Source organism: Blastomonas sp. RAC04 (genome assembly GCF_001713435.1).
GTDB classification, from domain to species: Bacteria; Pseudomonadota; Alphaproteobacteria; order Sphingomonadales; family Sphingomonadaceae; genus Blastomonas; species Blastomonas fulva.
On sequence record NZ_CP016460.1, the window covers coordinates 3,067,587 to 3,085,000 of the forward strand.

General features: G+C 64.1%; 13 protein-coding genes, 1 tRNA gene and 2 rRNA genes (1 of these 16 only partly in view). 6 read left to right on the plus strand and 10 right to left on the minus strand.

What is annotated here, in order from left to right; all coding sequences use genetic code 11:
- Positions 1-47: 47 nt before the first annotated feature.
- Genes galK through BSY18_RS15270 form a run of 3 tightly spaced genes read right to left on the minus strand, consistent with a single transcriptional unit; the run spans position 48 to position 3,746 of the window.
- On the minus strand, positions 48-1,217 hold the full coding sequence (gene galK / locus BSY18_RS15260; protein WP_083231488.1) for a galactokinase: 1,170 nt from the start codon (positions 1,215-1,217) through the stop codon (positions 48-50).
- Positions 1,214-2,260 carry a UDP-glucose--hexose-1-phosphate uridylyltransferase gene (locus BSY18_RS15265; protein ID WP_069051953.1) on the minus strand — a complete coding sequence of 349 codons (1,047 nt, stop codon included), beginning with the start codon at positions 2,258-2,260 and terminating at the stop codon, positions 1,214-1,216. Before BSY18_RS15265 ends, galK begins: the two co-directional genes overlap by 4 nt.
- Complete coding sequence (locus BSY18_RS15270; protein ID WP_150126302.1) at positions 2,253-3,746, minus strand: sodium:solute symporter family transporter; 1,494 nt, start codon at positions 3,744-3,746, stop codon at positions 2,253-2,255. The genes BSY18_RS15265 and BSY18_RS15270 overlap by 8 nt, the downstream gene beginning before the upstream one ends.
- 115 nt (positions 3,747-3,861) lie before the next feature.
- On the opposite strand from BSY18_RS15270, the gene BSY18_RS21055 reads away from it, so the two are divergent.
- Positions 3,862-5,973, plus strand: coding sequence for an alpha-galactosidase (locus BSY18_RS21055; RefSeq protein ID WP_069051078.1), 2,112 nt, complete (start codon positions 3,862-3,864; stop codon positions 5,971-5,973).
- Complete coding sequence (locus tag BSY18_RS15280; protein ID WP_236823384.1) at positions 5,970-6,764, plus strand: hypothetical protein; 795 nt, start codon at positions 5,970-5,972, stop codon at positions 6,762-6,764. The genes BSY18_RS21055 and BSY18_RS15280 overlap by 4 nt, the downstream gene beginning before the upstream one ends.
- Here the strand turns inward: BSY18_RS15280 and BSY18_RS15285 are convergent.
- From BSY18_RS15285 to BSY18_RS21295, 3 genes are all read right to left on the minus strand, one after another.
- On the minus strand, positions 6,694-7,326 hold the full coding sequence (locus BSY18_RS15285; protein WP_083231490.1) for a Crp/Fnr family transcriptional regulator: 633 nt from the start codon (positions 7,324-7,326) through the stop codon (positions 6,694-6,696). The two genes, BSY18_RS15280 and BSY18_RS15285, sit on opposite strands and share 71 nt — an antisense overlap.
- Before the next feature lie 184 nt (positions 7,327-7,510).
- A complete protein-coding gene (locus tag BSY18_RS15290; protein WP_069051955.1) occupies positions 7,511-8,362 on the minus strand; it encodes a glucose 1-dehydrogenase in 852 nt (283 codons plus the stop codon).
- Between the two features lie 126 nt (positions 8,363-8,488).
- On the minus strand, positions 8,489-8,656 hold the full coding sequence (locus tag BSY18_RS21295) for a hypothetical protein (protein WP_156318030.1): 168 nt from the start codon (positions 8,654-8,656) through the stop codon (positions 8,489-8,491).
- Positions 8,657-8,894: 238 nt separating this feature from the next.
- Here BSY18_RS21295 and glf point away from each other — a divergent pair, with 238 nt between their 5' ends.
- Together glf and BSY18_RS15300 are read left to right on the plus strand one after the other, a co-directional pair.
- Positions 8,895-11,246, plus strand: coding sequence for a UDP-galactopyranose mutase (gene glf / locus BSY18_RS15295; RefSeq protein WP_069051080.1), 2,352 nt, complete (start codon positions 8,895-8,897; stop codon positions 11,244-11,246).
- A 29-nt stretch (positions 11,247-11,275) separates the two neighbouring features.
- Positions 11,276-12,670: a hypothetical protein gene (locus BSY18_RS15300; protein ID WP_150126304.1), complete on the plus strand. Its 1,395-nt coding sequence runs from the start codon at positions 11,276-11,278 to the stop codon at positions 12,668-12,670.
- A gap of 29 nt (positions 12,671-12,699) precedes the next feature.
- On the opposite strand, the gene BSY18_RS15305 is transcribed toward BSY18_RS15300, so the two are convergent.
- Positions 12,700-13,110, minus strand: coding sequence for a response regulator (locus BSY18_RS15305; protein ID WP_069051081.1), 411 nt, complete (start codon positions 13,108-13,110; stop codon positions 12,700-12,702).
- 116 nt (positions 13,111-13,226) lie between these two features.
- Here BSY18_RS15305 and BSY18_RS15310 point away from each other — a divergent pair, with 116 nt between their 5' ends.
- The gene (locus BSY18_RS15310) at positions 13,227-13,985 is read left to right on the plus strand and encodes a Crp/Fnr family transcriptional regulator (RefSeq protein ID WP_083231492.1); all 759 of its coding nucleotides are present in this window, start codon (positions 13,227-13,229) and stop codon (positions 13,983-13,985) included.
- Positions 13,969-14,997: an HWE histidine kinase domain-containing protein gene (locus tag BSY18_RS15315; protein ID WP_171900249.1), complete on the plus strand. Its 1,029-nt coding sequence runs from the start codon at positions 13,969-13,971 to the stop codon at positions 14,995-14,997. Before BSY18_RS15310 ends, BSY18_RS15315 begins: the two co-directional genes overlap by 17 nt.
- Before the next feature lie 244 nt (positions 14,998-15,241).
- Here the strand turns inward: BSY18_RS15315 and BSY18_RS15320 are convergent.
- The 3 genes from BSY18_RS15320 to BSY18_RS15330 form a co-directional block, all read right to left on the minus strand.
- Positions 15,242-15,318: transfer RNA gene (locus BSY18_RS15320), tRNA-Met, on the minus strand.
- Positions 15,319-15,438: 120 nt separating this feature from the next.
- Positions 15,439-15,553: ribosomal RNA gene (gene rrf, locus BSY18_RS15325) — 5S ribosomal RNA — on the minus strand.
- 125 nt (positions 15,554-15,678) lie between these two features.
- A 23S ribosomal RNA gene (locus BSY18_RS15330) occupies positions 15,679-17,414 on the minus strand; it runs 1,056 nt beyond the window's last position.

Consider the following 17,414-nt stretch of genomic DNA (forward strand, 5'->3'; position numbering starts at 1 on the left):
GCGCGCGCCACGTCAAAAAGGCGTCTTGGCTGCCGGGTACTCGGCGGTCAGCCGCGCAGCAGGCGGGCTCCGGCGGACGGAATGCCCCGGAAATGGGCCTGTGCCGGCAGGCCCGCGCGCTGCCAATGGTTGGCAATCGCGCGATCCACTGCAGGCAGCCGGTCTGCCGCGATCACCGCCACGACACAGCCGCCAAAGCCGCCTCCGGTCATTCTGGCGCCGCCGTCCTCGCCGATCGCGGCGTTCAGGCTGTCGACCAGCGCATCCACCGCCGGCACGCTGACCTCGAAATCGTCCCGCAACGATGCATGCGATTGCCGCATGGCTTGCCCAAGCTCCGCCAGATCGCCGCGCGCCATCGCCTCGGCTGCGCTCAGCGTGCGCGCATTTTCGGTGACGACATGCCGCGCGCGGCGATAGACGGTGGCATCGCAGCTGGCCTCGCCTGCCTCGAGCATCGCCAGGTCCAGGTCGCGCAACGACCCGACGCCGAAATACTCCGCCGCCTGCCGGCACTGGGCGCGGCGCTCGTTATAGGCGCTGTCGACGAGCCCGCGCGCCACGCCCGAAGGAACGATGACGATCGCGGCATCGGCGGGAAAGGCAACCGGCTTTGCGCTCAGGCTGCGGCAGTCGAGCAGCAGCGCGCCGTCCTGCTCGCCAAAGGCCGACGCTATCTGGTCGAGCAGGCCGCAGGCGCAGCCGACATAATGATGCTCGGACCATTGCGCGACGCGGGCCAGCACGCGCTTGTCGGGCGCCTGCGCACCCGCCACAGCCGTCAGCGCAAGGCCCAGCGCAACCCCCAGCGAGGCGGACGAGGACAGGCCGTTGCCCTGCGGCACATCGCCCGAAAAGGCGAGCTTTGCCCCGCGCACCGGCAGGCCGAATGCGGGCAATCCGGCAGCGATGCCGCGGACGTGATTTCGCCACTCGCCCTGGGCCGCGGTCTCGATCGGCGCATCGATACGGACGTCATCTTCCGCCATGTCCAGGTCCGCGGCTCGCGCGATAATGCGCGGCTCCTCCAGCGGGCTTGCGGCAACCACGGTGCCGAACTGCAGCGCGCAAGGCAGGGCAAAGCCGTCGTTGTAATCGGTATGATCGCCGATCAGATTGACCCGGCCGGGGGCAAAAGCGAGGATCGCGGGATCATGGCCATAGGCGCGGCGAAACGCGGCGATCGTGCGTTCGACGAGCGGGAATGTGTCGCTCATGCCGGGGTCGCCTTGCGGTAATGGACCGGGCTGACGGCGCGCAGCCGCTCGGCAGCCTGTTCGGCGGTCAGATCGCGCTGCGCCTCGGCGAGCATTTCATAGCCGACCATGAACTTGCGAACGCTGGCAGACCGCAGCAGCGGCGGATAGAAATGCGCGTGCAGCTGCCAGTGCGCCTGATCGCCCGCGCCGTAGGGCGCGCCGTGCCAGCCCATCGAATAGGGGAACGAGCAGCCGAACAGGTTGTCGTAGCGCGCGGTCAGTTCGCTGAGCAGCGCGCCCAGGCTGTCGCGGTCGGATGCCTCGAGCTGCTCGATCCGCTGGACGGCAAAGCGCGGAAGCACCAGCGTTTCGAACGGCCAGACCGCCCAGAACGGGACGATCGCCATCCAGCGCGCGTTTTCGATCACCACGCGCGGGCCGCCGGCCTCGCGCGCGGCGATATCGCCGAGCAGCGTCCGCCCGGTCCTCTCGAAATAGGCCCGCTGGCGCGCATCCTCTCTCGCCGGTTCATCAGGCAGATGCGCGCTCGCCCAGATCTGTCCGTGCGGGTGCGGGTTGGAGCAGCCCATGGCCGCGCCCTTGTTCTCGAAGATCTGGACCCAGGCATAACGCTGCCCCAGCTCGGCAGATTGCTCGGCCCAGGTATCGATCACCGCGCGCAGTTCCGCAGCGGGCAGCTCGGGCAGCGTCAGCGCGTGGTTGGGGGAGAAGCACATCACGCGGCATTCTCCCGAGACCGGCTCGGCCACCAGCAACGCGTCCGGGTCGGGATCTGTCGCGGCCAAGGCCTCGGCGACGGGCATCAGCGCGGCGAAATCATTCTCGAACACCCAGGGTCCGGAGTAATCGGGATTGGTTTCTCCATTGGCGCGGGTGTTGCCCGGACAAAGAAAGCAGGCCGGATCGTGCGCAGGCAGCACAGCAATGTCGGGCGCCTCGATCTGGCCCTGCCACGGGCGCCGGGTGCGATGCGGCGAGACCAGCACCCATTGGCCGATCAGCGGATTGAACCGGCGGTGCACGGCTGCAGCATCACCCATCGCGTCTTGCTCCCGGACCGACATAGCGGGCGACGTTGCCGAAAATCACGCGGTTCGATGTCAGCGCCACGATGACCGACGCCACCAGCACCATGAGCATCACATCGATATAGTGCAGCCCGCTCCAGCCGATATGCTGGTAGAAGGTCTCGCCGGGATAGAGCATGTCGGGCTTGTACAGCACGAAGGTGTGCAGCGCGTAGCTCGCAACCCCGAACACCAGCCCGATGATCGCCGCGCGCGCATCGACATTGGCGAACAGCAGCCCGGCGATGAACGCGGACAGCACCGGCATCGACGACAGACCGTTCAATTCCTGCAACAGGTTGATGATGCTCTTGGCGTTTTCGAACGCAGGGACCAGCAGGATCGAAGTGACGGTCAGGACCGCTGAGGTCCAGGCGGCCAGCTTCCAGTGGCTCTTGACCGACCGGATGAACTTGTCGTGGAAGTCGATCGCATAAAGCGCGACCGAGCTGTTGAGGATCGCACTGGTGTGCGCGATCACTGCCGCCGCCATCAGCGCGGCGAACGCGCCCGACATCCACGGCGGGAGCACATGCGCCACCACCCGGCCATAGCTTGCATCGCCCATCGGCCCGAACAGCTTGTATCCCACCACCCCGGGCACGACGACGATCACCGGAATGATCAAGATCCGCACCACGGCTGCGGCCATCACGCCCTTTTGCGCTTCGCGGATGGTCGGCGCGGTCATCGCCTTTTGCGTGATGTTCTGGTTGGTGGACCAGTAAAAGATCTGGATGAACAGCATCCCGGTGAACAGGGTGTGGAACGGAATGGGCGAGTCCGTATCACCAACCATCGATATCCGCTCCGCCGGCACCCCGCTGACCAGATCGAAATCGACCGCGTTCAGGGCCAGGATGACCACCAGCATCGCGACGGCGAGCACGCCGATGCCGGAAAAGGTATCCATCACCGCCACGGCCTTGAGGCCGCCGGTGATGGTGTAGATGGCCGCGATGATGGCCATCGGCGCTGCGAACCACAGCAGCGGCCAGTCCACACCGAACATGGATTTGAGGAAAAGGCTGCCCGAATAGAGCGCTGCGGGAAGGTAGATCAGGATGTTCCCGAGCAGGAAGATCGCCGAGATCACGGTGCGGATGCTGCCGCCCTCATAGCGGCGCTCCAGAAGCTCGGTCACGGTGGTGCACCCCTGGCGATAGTAGATCGGCACGAAGATGAACGCGAGGATCATCAGCCCGACAAAGCCCGAAATCTCCCACCAGGCGAGCAGCAGCATCTGGTTGCCGTTCATGCCGACAAGCTGTTCGGTCGACAGGTTGGTGAGCGTGATCGAGCCTGCCACGTACAGCCAGGTGAGGCCGCCGCCGGCGAGGAAGACCTCCTTGCCCGATCCGTCGTGCGAGCCGCCAATGCTGCGGACCTTCCACCAAGTCGCCAGCCCGATCAGCGCGGTGATCGCAATGAACACCGCCACCTGGCTTCCCTGCACCATGACCTCCGGCAACAGCCCTCTCCCACCCTTTTCTTGCTCATGCCGGTCCAACAGGTTTAGATCAAGCAAGGCCTTGCGCCGTTCATTGACTGTCATTCCATCAAGGCCACCTTTCATGTCCAGCCTCCCCCCGTGCGCGCGTCTCGATGGCGACGGTCTCACGATGGTGCTCGATCTGCGCGCCGGTGCTGCGGAACCGGTCTATTTCGGGCCGACCCTGCCGATGGCCGAGGATCTTGCGAGCCTGTGCGATGTCCTGCGGCGCGGGCGGCATGCCTCGCAGCCGGACCGCCCCGCGCCGCGTTCGCTGCTGCCCTTTGCGGGAGAGGGACATCTTTGCGCGCCGTCCATCGTCATCCAGCAGCACGGACGCCCGCTGACGCCGCGGATGCCGGTGGTCGCGATCACGCAGCGCGACGCCGGGCTGTGCCTCGAGCACCGCGATGACGCCCTGGGCCTGAGTGTCCAGATCGAGCTTTCGATCGTTCACGGCGGGCTGGTCGAGTTCGGCACGCAGCTGCGCAATCAGGGCACGCACCCGATCGGGCTGATCAGCCTGGCATCGCTGACGCTGCCATTGCCCAGCTGGGCCAGCCATATGGTGCGCTATGCAGGCCGCTGGTCCGGCGAGATGCAGCAGCAGCGGCTGGCCCTGCACCAGGGGGCGATCACCAGCGCGTCCTATGGCGGGCGACCCGGTTTCGGCGGCGGCAACTGGGTGCGGATCGAAGGCGACAACGCAGGCGAAGTTCACGGCGACGCGCTCAGCGCGCATCTCGCGTGGAGCGGAGATCATGTGCTGTCCGTCGAGCGCAATGCCGACGGCGATGCCACGCTGACCATGGCGGCGCAGCTGGAGCCTGGGGAAATCATGCTGGCGCCTGGCGACACGTTCTGCGCCCCGCGCGCGCTGGTTGCGGTCAGCGCGCAGGGCATCGCCAGCCTGCGCCATGCCTTTCACGCGCATGTGCTGGGCGCGGTCGCGCCGGAGATAGCGGCATCAACCCCGCGCAAGGTCCATCTGAACAGCTGGGAAGCGCTCGCCTTCGATCAGAGCCTCGAAAAGCTCTGCGCGCTGGCGGACCGGGCGGCGGCTCTGGGGGTAGAGCGGTTCGTGCTCGACGATGGCTGGTTTGCCGGACGCCGCGATGACACCACCAGCCTGGGAGACTGGGTGGCCGATCCCGGGATCTTTCCCGGTGGCCTTGATCCGCTGATCGATCATGTCCGCGGGTCTGGCATGGACTTCGGCCTGTGGGTCGAGCCCGAGATGGTCAGTCCCGACAGCGCCTTGTACCGCGCGCATCCCGATTGGTGCCTGCACCTGCCTGATCACCCGCGGCTGACCCAGCGCAACCAACTGGTGCTCGATCTGACGCGGCCCGAGGTCTCGGGGCATCTGTTGGCCAGTCTCGACCGGCTGCTGGCGGAACATGATATCGCCTATCTCAAATGGGACCACAATCGCGATCTCTTCCCGCTTGCCGGCAAGGGCCATGCGCAGGTGATCGCGCTTTATGCGCTGCTCGACCGGCTGCGTACCGCGCATCCGCAGGTCGAGATCGAGACCTGCGCGAGCGGAGGCGGACGGGTCGATCTGGAAATTCTCGAGCGGTGCAGCCGCTTCTGGGCCAGCGACAACAACGATCCTATCGAGCGGCTGCAGGTCAACGCCGGCTGGTTCGATTTCCTGCCGATGCGCATCGCGGGCAACCACGTCGGGCCCAGCCCCAACCCGATCACCGGCCGGCAGGTGGCGATGGATTTTCGCGCCAAGGTCGCCATGTTCGGCCATATGGGCGTCGAGGCGGACCCGGGCGCGATGTCGACCGAGGACCGCCAATGCCTCGCCGCGCACATCGCGCTCTACAAGCAATGGCGCGATGTCCTGCATTCCGGGCGCTTGTGGCAGCTCACGCCTGCCGGTGCGGGTGTCCATGCGCTGCTGGCGATGCACAAAGGCCGGGGGATCGCACTGATCGCCCAGACGCGCCAGGCCGCCACTTATGATGTGCCCCACATCCGCTTTGCCGGACTGGACGATGAAGCGCATTACCGCGTCGCGCTGCTGCCGCCATATTGCGAAAAGGCCAGGGCGCAGCTTTCGCACGCCCGGTCCTATGCCGAAGGCGTTGTCCTGTCGGGCCGCGCGCTGCGTCTGGCGGGCATCAGCCTGCCGCTGCAATATCCCGAAACGGCGTGGCTGGTGTCGGTGGAGATCGCATGAAACCCTTGCCGCATGAACAGCCCTTGTCCTCATCGCTTGCAGCATGGCTGACAGTGGCGCTGGCGGGGGCCGTCGCCCCTGCGCTGGCGATGCTGTTGCTGGCAGACGCGCCCGCGCCGACCCCGCTGGCGATGGTTGCAGGACCGATCCTGGCGGTGGGGCTGATGGGAGCCGGGATGATCGCTGCGGCGGCGGCCGGGCGGCTGTGGATCGGCATCGGTCTCGCGCTGGTGGCTGGCGCGGGGCTGATCGGGCTGGCGCGAGCGCTGGGCATGCCGCCCTTGCCGCACCCGATGTCGCTGGCGCTGGCCGTCATCGTCGCGGTGTTCAGTTTCGCCGCGCGCGGCGCGCTGTTTGCCCGCTCGGCAGCCGACAAGGGCTGGTGGATCGCCGTGTTCGTGGTCGGCGGCGAGGCAGCGATGCTGGCAACCGCCTTGGCCATGCCGGGCGCGCTGCCCAAATGGCTGCTGGTGCTGCTGCCCGCGCAATGGGCCAGCGTAGCGATCCAGACCGCACTCACAGGCTCCGGCACACGTGTAGCCGCCGCGACGCTGATTGCCTTGGCGGGCACCGGCGCGGTCACCTTGCTGGTGGCCAGGCTGTGGCCGCGCCGCTGGCCCTATCTGCTGATGTTCTCGGCCTGGCTCGGCCTGTCCGCGCTGGTCTGGCACTGGCCCGGCCCGCCGGTTCCGCGCGCCGAAATCTCAGCCGGGCAGGCGGTTACAGCAACGGCTGATAATGGACCTGCTCGGCCAGCCTGTCGGGGTCCGTCAGGGTCAGCCGGCTGTTGACCAGGCTGATCGCATTGTCGGCGCGCATCTGCTGCAGGGTGCGGTTGACATGGACCGAGGAGATTCCCACGAGGTCGGCAAGCAGCTCCTGCGTCAAAGGCATGCGATAGGCGTTGCGCGACCCCATGCCCCGGATGTCCAGCCGCTCGCCCAGTTCGAGGAACAGGTGCGCCATGCGCTCATAGGCGTTGAGACAGCCGAGCCGGAAAATGCTGTTTTCGAGCTGCTGTTCGAACAACGCGCACTCGCTCTGCGCGACCTCGCTGTCGGCAGTGGTGGTGAACTCCACAAACGAGGCCCGCGTCACCGACATCACCGAATGATAGAAGCTGGGCTGGCTGTTGCGCCACACGCCGATGATCTCTCCCGGCAGATACAGGTTGGTCAGCTGCCTGCGCCCGTCGAGCGTGATGCGATAGCCCGCGCACCAGCCTTCCAGCAGCAACCGCGGTCGCAACAGCGTGTCACCCTGCTGGATGAAATCGCACCGCGGGTGAACGGATGTCTGGCAGTGGCGGTTATGCGCGGGCAGGTGGGCAGGCGCGTGAACGGATATGGACATAGACTCGACTTTCGCTAACGATCCCTCCTGTTACAAACTTTCACCTTGTTCATCCGGCTTCGTTATACTGGTTTAGGTCCAGCGCCTGCGTGCGACGAACCGAGAGAGAAAGCCCCGAAGGCCGTCCATTCCTGCTGCCGCCTGAGGCAGCGATCATGCTGCTCTCGCCAGGCCCCCGAAGCGTTCAGCTTCCCACCACCACGCCGCCATTGGGGTGCAGCACCTGTCCGCTCATGTAGCTGGAATCCTCGCAGGCCAGGAACAGGAAGCACGGGGCAACCTCGTTGGGCTGGCCTGGGCGGCCCATCGGAGTGGATTCGCCGAAGTGCTCGAGTTTCTCCTCGCTCGCGCCGCCACAAGGGTTGAGCGGGGTCCAGATCGGGCCCGGCGCGACGCCGTTGACGCGGATGCCCTTGTCGGCCAGATTCTGGCTGAGGCTGCGGGTGAAAGCGGTGATCGCGCCCTTGGTGGATGAATAGTCGAGCAGATCGTCCGCGCCCTTGTACATCGTCACCGAGGTGCAGTTGATGATTGCCGCCCCCGCCTGGAGATGCGGCATCGCCTCCTGCACCATGTAGAACATGCCATAGACATTGGTCTGGAAGGTCCGCTTGAGCTGCTGGTCGGAGATGTCTGTCACATCCTCGTCGGGGTGCTGCTCGCCTGCGTTGTTGACCAGGATGTCGAGCTTCCCAAAGCTGCTGATCGCCAGATCGACGATCCGGGCAGCCTGCGCGCGATCGCCGATATCGCCCGCGATGGTCACTGCCCTCGCACCTTCCGCCTCGACCATGCGCGCGGTGTCCTGCGCGTCTTCATCCTCTTCCAGATGCGAGATGACGAGATCGGCGCCTTCGCGCGCGAACAGCACTGCGACCGCGCGGCCAATGCCGCTATCGCCGCCGGTGACGATCGCCACCTTGCCCTTGAGCCGCCCCGATCCGGGATAACGCGGCTGCCATTCGGGCTTGGGGTCCAGCCTGGCCTCGAGGCCGGGCAGCTGCGCTTCGTCCAGTTTTGCGATGGTGTCGGTCATGGTTCGGTCCTTGTGTTGGGCAACGGGCGCATCGTGCGCGGCGGGCGGCATCGTGGGCCTCCCCCCGATGCCGCCCGCTCGCTCGATTTTACTCTCGATGCCTGCGCCGGGTTGCGCGCTGCGGGATCAGGCGCGCGGATAAGCCGTCGGAGCGATCACGTCGTGATCCCTGCGACGCGCACGCGGTATGGTGTTGGTGCGGGGGGCTGGCAGCGCCAGGCTGAGCAGCACACCGACCAGCGGCGCGCCCATGATCCACAGCGGCAAGAGCGCCATTCCGAAAATCGAGGTCATTTGCTGTACTCCTTGCAGGGGCCGGAGCGGATGATCCGCTCCATGCCGCTGCAAGGCTGAGCCATGCGCCGAGCCCCACCCATAACATGGGTCAATCCGGCAGGAATTTAAAAGCCGGCGGTTGCCTCACCTATGTAAGACCGCAACCCCCGACCACGCGCTAGACGCCGGATCCTTCCCCATCTGTGCGCGCTGGGTTTCCCCGATCCAGGCCGCACGTCCGTTCCGGAGTCCCCCGATGCACCGCCCGTTCCAGCACAGCAACACCCCTGTTCCCTCGACCCGCCCGGTAATCGTCTGCTTCTCGCATCTGCGCTGGGATCTGGTGTTCCAGCGGCCGCAGCACATCATGACGCGGCTCTCGCAGGGCTTCGACATCGTCTATTGGGAGGAGCCCCGCGTCGATGCCGATTGCCTCGCGCCGACGCTCGAGCGGACCCGGCCGCACGAGGGCGTGACCCGGCTGATCCCGGTCATCCCGCAATCGCTCGACGCGCAGCAGACCACCGAGGCGCTGGCCGTTCTGCTGCGGATGGAGATGACCCGCCACGCCGCCCCGCACATATTCTGGTACTACACCCCGATGATGCTGGCGTTCGGCGAACAGGTGCACAGCGATCTGCTGGTCTATGACTGCATGGACGAGCTCGCCAACTTCGCCTTCGCGCCCGATGGCATCGCCGAACGCGAGGCGCTGCTGCTCGAGCGGGCGGATATCGCGCTGTGCGGAGGACGCAGCCTGTACGAGGCACGGCGCGAGCGTCATCCTGACCTGATGTGCCTGCCTTCGGGCGTGGACATCCAGCATTTCGCAGCCGACCCTTCAGTTACCGCTGATCCCGACGACCAGGCCCTGCTGGCGCGGCCACGGCTGGGCTTTTACGGTGTCATCGACGAACGCATGGATCTTGGCCTGCTGGCCGAAATGGCGCGGATGCGCCCGGCCTGGTCGTTCGTGATGATCGGCCCGGTGGTCAAGATCTCGCAGGACGACCTGCCCCGCGCAGCCAATATCCACTGGCTGGGTGGACGCGATTATGCCGATCTGCCAGCCTATGCCATCCATTGGGACATCGCGCTGATGCCCTTTGCGCTCAACGCCTCGACCCGCTTCATCAGCCCGACCAAGACGCCCGAATACATGGCGTGCGGGCTACCGGTGGTATCCACCCCGATCCGCGACGTGGTCGACACTTTTGGAAGGCTGGGCAGCGTCCGCATTGCCGGGACCGCGAGCGAATCGGTCGGGGCGTGCGAAACTCTGCTCGGCGCGCCCGGCCACGTCCGCGCCCAGTGGCGCGAGGAGGCGCAGGCCTGCCTTGCCGACAAGAGCTGGGACGGCATCGCCGCGCGCATCGCGGCCAGAATCACCGACGCCCTTGCTGCCCGGCAGGGGGCGCAGCGGTCCACTGCGGATGTTGCCGCGACACGGCTTCCCGGGCGCAGGCATTACGACGTGCTGGTGGTCGGCGCAGGCTTTGCCGGCGCGGTGATGGCCGAGCGGATGGCCAGGGGCTCGGGCAAGACCGTGCTGGTGATCGACAAGCGCGACCATATCGCGGGCAACGCCTATGACCATCATGACGACGCCGGAATATTGGTGCACAGATACGGGCCGCATATCTTCCACACCAACAGCGGCGACATCCTCGATTATCTCACGCGCTTTACCGGATGGATTCCCTATGAACACCGCGTGCTGGCAGCGGTCGACGACCAGCTGGTTCCCATGCCGATCAACCGGACGACGCTCAACATGCTCCATGGCCTGAACCTGCAGGATGACGAGGCTGCGGCCGAGTATCTGCGCTCGGTCGCGGTCGATGTCGGCGATATCCGAAATTCGCGCGATACCGTGGTCTCGCAGGTGGGCGAGGATCTGTATGCCAGGTTCTTCGAGGGCTATACCCGCAAGCAATGGGGCGTGGACCCGAGCCAGCTCGACAAGTCCGTCGCCGCGCGGGTGCCTGCGCGGACCAGCTGCGACGACCGCTATTTCACCGATCGCTACCAGTGCATGCCGGACAAGGGCTATACCGCCATGTTCAGCGCCATGCTCGATCACCCCTCTATCGAGGTGATGACGGGGCAAGGATATGCAGATCTACCGATGGAGCTGAGCTGGGATCATGTCGTGTGGACCGGGCCGATCGACGAATATTTCCATCACCGGCTGGGCAGGCTGCCCTATCGTTCGCTGCGCTTCGAGCACGAGACGCTTGATTGCGCACAGGCACAGCCGGTCGCGGTGGTCAATTATCCCGATTACGACACGCCCTATACCCGGATCACCGAGTACAAGCACCTCACCGGGCAGCAGGCGGCCAGGACCAGCATCACCCGCGAATATCCCGCCGACGAGGGAGATCCTTATTACCCCATTCCCAATCCCGCAGCGCAGGACATGTACCGACAGTATTCCAGGCTAGCCGGCGATTGCGAGAACGTGACCTTCGTCGGTCGGCTCGCCACCTATCGCTATTACAACATGGACCAGATCGTGGGCCAGGCGCTGGCCACCTGGCGCAGGCTCGATGCGCGCTGGCGGCTCGATGCGCTGGCCGGGCTGGGCGTGGTAGCGGCCGAATGAGATTCGGGACCGCTGCTGGCCATGCCCATATGAAAAGTCTGGCGGTGCCGTCTCCGGTGCAGGACTGGATAGGCTGCGCCCAACGTGCGCCCTATTTCGAGTCCGAGGGGGGACGAAGCTGGACCCCGGTGGGCTATAACGAGGCGATCACCTGGCCCAACCTTGCCTTGCTCTACCGCCGCCGCGACCCGGCGGTGGTGGAGCGGCACTTTGCAAGGTTGCGCGATTCGGGCGTGACCTGCCTGCGGCTGATGCTCGACTACAACCAGGTGCGCCACCGCCATTTCGAAAGCCGTTGCGGCCAGTTTGCGCCCGCGATGGTGCAGCTGTGGGATGACCTGATCGCGCTGGGAGAGCTGTACGGCATCCGCTATCTGCTCACCCCGTTCGATACCTTCTTCATGGCGCGACGGTGGCGCACGCATCCCTATTCGCGCGCGAATGGTGGGCCCTGCGGCACAATCGGGCAGATGTTCACCTGCCCCGACACGCGCATGGCGATCAAGAACCGCCTGGCCTTCGCGACCCGCCGCTGGGGACACAGCGGCGCGATCTTCGGCTGGGATCTGTGGAACGAGATCGACACCAATTATGCCGGGGGCGACATCGCCACCTGCCATGCGTTCATCAGCGACATCTCGGCAGCGCTGCGCGCCGAAGAGATGGCCGCGCACGGCCGCTGCCATCTGCAGACCGTGTCGGTGTTCGGCCCCGCGCTCAAGGCCCGGCCACAGCTTGCCGAGATCGTCTTTCGCCACCCGGCGCTCGATTTTGCCAGTGTGCATCTTTACGAGAAGGGCACGATCGACGATCCGCGCGACACCCTGAGCCCGGCCAGGGCCACCGCGCGGCTGATGACCGAGGCGCTGCATCACTGCCCTGCCGACCGCCCCCTGCTCGACACCGAGCATGGCCCGATCCACGCCTTCAAGGATCGCCACATCACGTTGCCGGACGCGTTCGACACCCGCTATTTCCGGCGTATGCAATGGGCGCATCTGGCAAGCGGCGGTGCGGGCGGTGGCATGCGCTGGCCCAACCGCCACCCGCATGTGCTGACCCAGGGGATGTACGACTCTCAGAAGGTGCTGGGCGATTTCCTGCACCTGATCGACTGGCCGCGCTTTCGCCGCGAACCGCTCGGTACCCGGCTGACGGTACATGATTTCAAGGGGCTGGCCACGGGCTGCGGCGACGGCACCCAGGCGGTGGTCAGCCTGATGCCCGATCAGCACGCCTGCGGCATCGCGATAACGCTGGACATCGCGGCGCTGCAGCCTGGAATCTACCGCGTCACCAGGTTCAATCCGATCAGCGGAGAATGCGAATCGAGCCAGCACCAGACCAGCTCCAATGGCGATCTGGCGGTGCTGGTCGGCTCAGCCGCGCAGGATGTGGTGCTCGCGGTCGCCCGGACCGGTTGATCCCGGCAGGCATCGGCGTTGCCCAGCGATCAGCGCATCATACCTTCGCGTGGCTGGTCACGCGCGATCGTCAGCCGAGAAATCAGATCGACCATCCGGGCAAAGCCATGCTGCGATATCGGTTTTTCGAAGCGCTGGACGTTTTGGAAACTGCCATCGATCACCTCTTCGCCATAACCGGTGCAGAACAGGAACGGGACGTCGTCGGCGCGCAGCCGCGCGGCGAGCGGAAACACCGTCGTACCGCGCAGGTTTATGTCGAGCACAACGAAGTCGACCCTTCCGCACGATTCGTACAGCGCCATCGCGCCATCGAGCGTTGCGGCAGGCCCGATAACCTCAGCGCCTGCGCTGTGCAGCCGGCGCAGGAAGTCGTCGGCGATCAGAAAATCGTCTTCCACCAGAAGAACGCGGCATCCGTGCAAGGACTGGCTCATCATGCACCACCTGAACTATCGAACGAACACAGGGCAGCACATGAAGGCGTTGCCCCATGGGCAACATACTCGCGATATGTGCGTAGGTTCCAGCGTACCGCAATATCGGAGCCAATGCGTTGACACCGCACATAACCCACAAGCTGCGCGGGTTCGAGGAGCTGCAGGACCCCGCCGAGCACTGGCTGGCAGAGCTTGCCGGTCGCAATCTGCGCGAAGTCCCCGCCAGGGCGGATCTTCTCCGCCAGGGCGATTGCACCGGGCCGATGCACATCCTGATCCAGGGCTGGGCGATCCGCTACAAGACGCTGGAGGACGGGCGCAGGCAGATTCTTTCGATGCTGATTCCCGGCGACCTGTTCGACATCAACGGCTTCATGGCCAGTTCTATGGACCACAGCATCGCCGCTTTGACCGGGGTAACTCTGGCCAGGCTCGACAACGACTTTCTCGATATCGCTCGCCGCGAGCATTCCAGCCTGGAAAAGGCGCTGTGGTGCGACATCCACGTCACCGCCGCGATCCAGCGCGAATGGTCGACATCGCTGGGCCAGCGCACCGCGCGCGAACGTATGGCGCATCTCATGTGCGAGCTGTATCTCCGCCAGCATCAGGCGCAGCTCACCCAAGGCAGGTGCTGCGCCTTCCCGCTCACCCAGATCGAGCTTGCCGAGGCGCTGGGAATGACGCCGGTGTACGTCAACCGTACGCTGCAGGACCTGCGCCGCGAGGGCCTGGTCCAGCTCGAGCACCGGACGCTGACGATCTTCGATCTGCCGCAGCTCAAGCGCGTCGCGCTGTTCGACAGCGGCTATCTCAAGATCTGTGACGATGATGGCGGATCGGCGCCCGAAAAGGAGAATGACTATGCCCTCTAGCTGGTCAGGCCCGCTGCAAACCCTTCATCAGGTCATCGACACATTGCCGCTGCTGGTCTGGCGCGCCAGCCGTGACGGGAGCTGGATATGGGCCGGACCGCAATGGCAGGACTTCACCGGGCAGGAGCAAGACGATTATCTCGGCGAGGGATGGTTGGAGGCTGTCCATCCCGATGACAGGCAGACCGCTAGGACCGCGTGGCGGACGGCATCGGACCATCACAGCTTCGAGGTCGAGTTTCGGGTGCTCAACAGCCGCGAGCAGCGTTATTACTGGCACAAGACCCGCGCAGCGCCGGTACTGGGCGAGAATGGCATGATCCTGGAGTGGCTAGGCACCTCGACCGATGTCGATGATATCCGGCGGCTGCGCGACCAGGAGCGCAGCCTGCTCGCCGAACTGCAGCACCGTGTGCGCAACATGCTGGGTGTTGTGCGTGCGCTGGCCCGGCGGACCGCGGACCATTGCGCGACGACCGAGGAATTCCTGCTCAAGTTCGAGGGGCGGATCAACGCCTTTGCGCGCACCCAGTCGCTCTCGACACATTCGCCCACCGGCCTGGTGAACCTGCGCGAAATCGTGTTCGACGAGCTGCTGCTCCACCATCTGCAGGATGAAAGCCAGGTCAGCGTGGATGGACCGGACGTGATGCTGGGGATCAAGGGTTCGAACCTGCTCGGCCTCGCGGTGCACGAGCTGGCGAGCCATCTGGTGGCGCACGGGCGGATCGACGACGCGCCTTTCGCGCTTGCGATCAGCTGGGCGATCGAGCCGGACGGGGCGCCGGGGTCCGCCGATCCGTCTGCTGAACCGCAGCTGCGCCTCACCTGGACGGTGCAAGCCCAGGGCCTTGGCGATCCCGATGTCGCACTCGACAGCCTGGCGCAGGACGTGCTGCATTCGGCGCTACGCTACGAACTCGACGCCCGGACCCACGTCGAACCACAGCCCTCGGGTCTGGTGTTCGAGGTCAAGGTTCCGCTGGCCCGCGTGCAGGAACGCGACAGCTGAGATTTGCCTGAGGACCACCACCCTGGCCTTGGCATTGCCAGAATTGTTATTGGAGATTGAGGTGATAGCGGTGTGTGGTGAGGATTGAGTGAGACGCGTGGTGGCCCCGGAAGCTGGGTGCTTTCGGGGCTGGTGGTTGTTGTTGGTGCGGGTTTTGTGTGGTGTGCGAGGTTTGGAGATGGGCCCCGGATCAGGTCCGGGGCAGCGAATTGCTAAACTCGCTGTGCTCATTGAGCAATTCTGCTGGTTGCGGGAGCAGGATTTGAACCTGCGACCTTCAGGTTATGAGCCTGACGAGCTACCGGGCTGCTCCATCCCGCGCCACCAACTGAGCCCTTTTGAGGGCTGAGCCCTAGAGGGCCGAAAACCGCCCGCAGCATATTGCCGGGGGCGGTTGTTCGACGATCATGAATGGGTTTTTCCATATGCACCGGCTTCAATGCCTGGCGACGCCCTACTCTTCCAACGCTTAAGCGGTAGTACCATCGGCGCAGTCAGGTTTCACGGCCGAGTTCGAGATGGGATCGGGTGGGGCACTGACGCTATGGCCACCAAGCAATGAAGCAGGTGCATATGGTTTTTAATCGATGCGGTTATACATTCAGATTTTGAAGACGATTATTCTTGGCGAATATCCGGCTTAATCATCCTTACACCAATGTTGTCATTGATGGTGGAACTCTCAAGCGCGAACAGAGTGATTAGGACCGGTTAGCTCCATGCATTACTGCACTTCCACACCCGGCCTATCAACGTGGTGGTCTTCCACGACTCGATGATAACTTATCTTGAGGGAGGCTTCCCGCTTAGATGCTTTCAGCGGTTATCCCGTCCATACATAGCTACCCTGCTGCACTCCTGGCGGAATGACAGGTACACCAGAGGTATGTTCAACCCGGTCCTCTCGTACTAGGGTCAACTCCTCTCAATTATCGACGCCCACGGCAGATAGGGACCAAACTGTCTCGCGACGTTCTGAACCCAGCTCACGTACCACTTTAATTGGCGAACAGCCAAACCCTTGGGACCTGCTCCAGCCCCAGGATGTGATGAGCCGACATCGAGGTGCCAAACGATTCCGTCGATATGAGCTCTTGGGAATCATCAGCCTGTTATCCCCGGCGTACCTTTTATCCGTTGAGCGATGGCCCTTCCACGAGGGACCACCGGATCACTATGACCGACTTTCGTCTCTGCTCGACTCGTCAGTCTCGCAGTCAGGCGAGCTTATGCCATTGCACTCTAACAGACGGTTTCCAACCGTCCTGAGCTCACCATCGCGCGCCTCCGTTACTCTTTAGGAGGCGACCGCCCCAGTCAAACTACCCGCCACAGAGGGTCCCTGCACCGGATAACGGTGCGAGGTTAGACATCAGAAAACAACAGGGTGGTATTTCACCTATGGCTCCACGACAGCTGGCGCCGTCGCTTCAAAGCCTCCCACCTATGCTACACAGTTCTTTCCTAATGCCACTCTGAAGCTGCAGTAAAGGTGCACGGGGTCTTTCCGTCTAACCGCGGGTACTCCGCATCTTCACGGAGAATTCAATTTCGCTGAGCATGTACTGGAGACAGTGGGGAAGTCGTTACGCCATTCGTGCAGGTCGGAACTTACCCGACAAGGAATTTCGCTACCTTAGGACCGTTATAGTTACGGCCGCCGTTTACTGGGGCTTCAATTCAGAGCTTGCACTCCTCCTCTTAACCTTCCAGCACCGGGCAGGCGTCAGGCCCTATACGTCGTCTTGAAGCCGACTTAGCAGAGCCCTGTGTTTTTGCTAAACAGTCGCTACCCCCTGGCTTGTGCCCCCTACACACGGTTGCCCGCATGTAGGGCCTCCTTCTCCCGAAGTTACGGAGGTAATTTGCCGAGTTCCTTCAGTACACTTCTCTCAAGCGCCTTGGTATACTCTACCATCCCACCTGTGTCGGTTTAGGGTACGGTCTATACGGAGGGGCTATTTCCTGGGACAACTTCGAAGCCAGACCAATCCAATAAGGCCTGACAACTTACGCCATCCGTCACACACCTCCAGGCCCACGAATATTAACGTGGTTCCCATCGACTACCCCCTTCGGGCTCGTCTTAGGGGCCGGCTTACCCTGCTCAGATTAGCTTTAAGCAGGAACCCTTGGGATTTCGGCGAGAGGGCATCTCACCCTCTTTATCGCTACTCATGTCAGCATTCGCACTTCCGATACCTCCACGGTCGGTTACCCTCCCGCTTCATCGGCCTACGGAACGCTCCGCTACCGCTTGGATCAAAAGATCCAAACCCTAAGCTTCGGTACGTATCTTGAGCCCCGTTACATTTTCGCCGCAGGATCTCTTATTTAGACCAGTGAGCTGTTACGCTTTCTTTAAAGGATGGCTGCTTCTAAGCCAACCTCCTGGTTGTTTTGGAAATCCCACATGC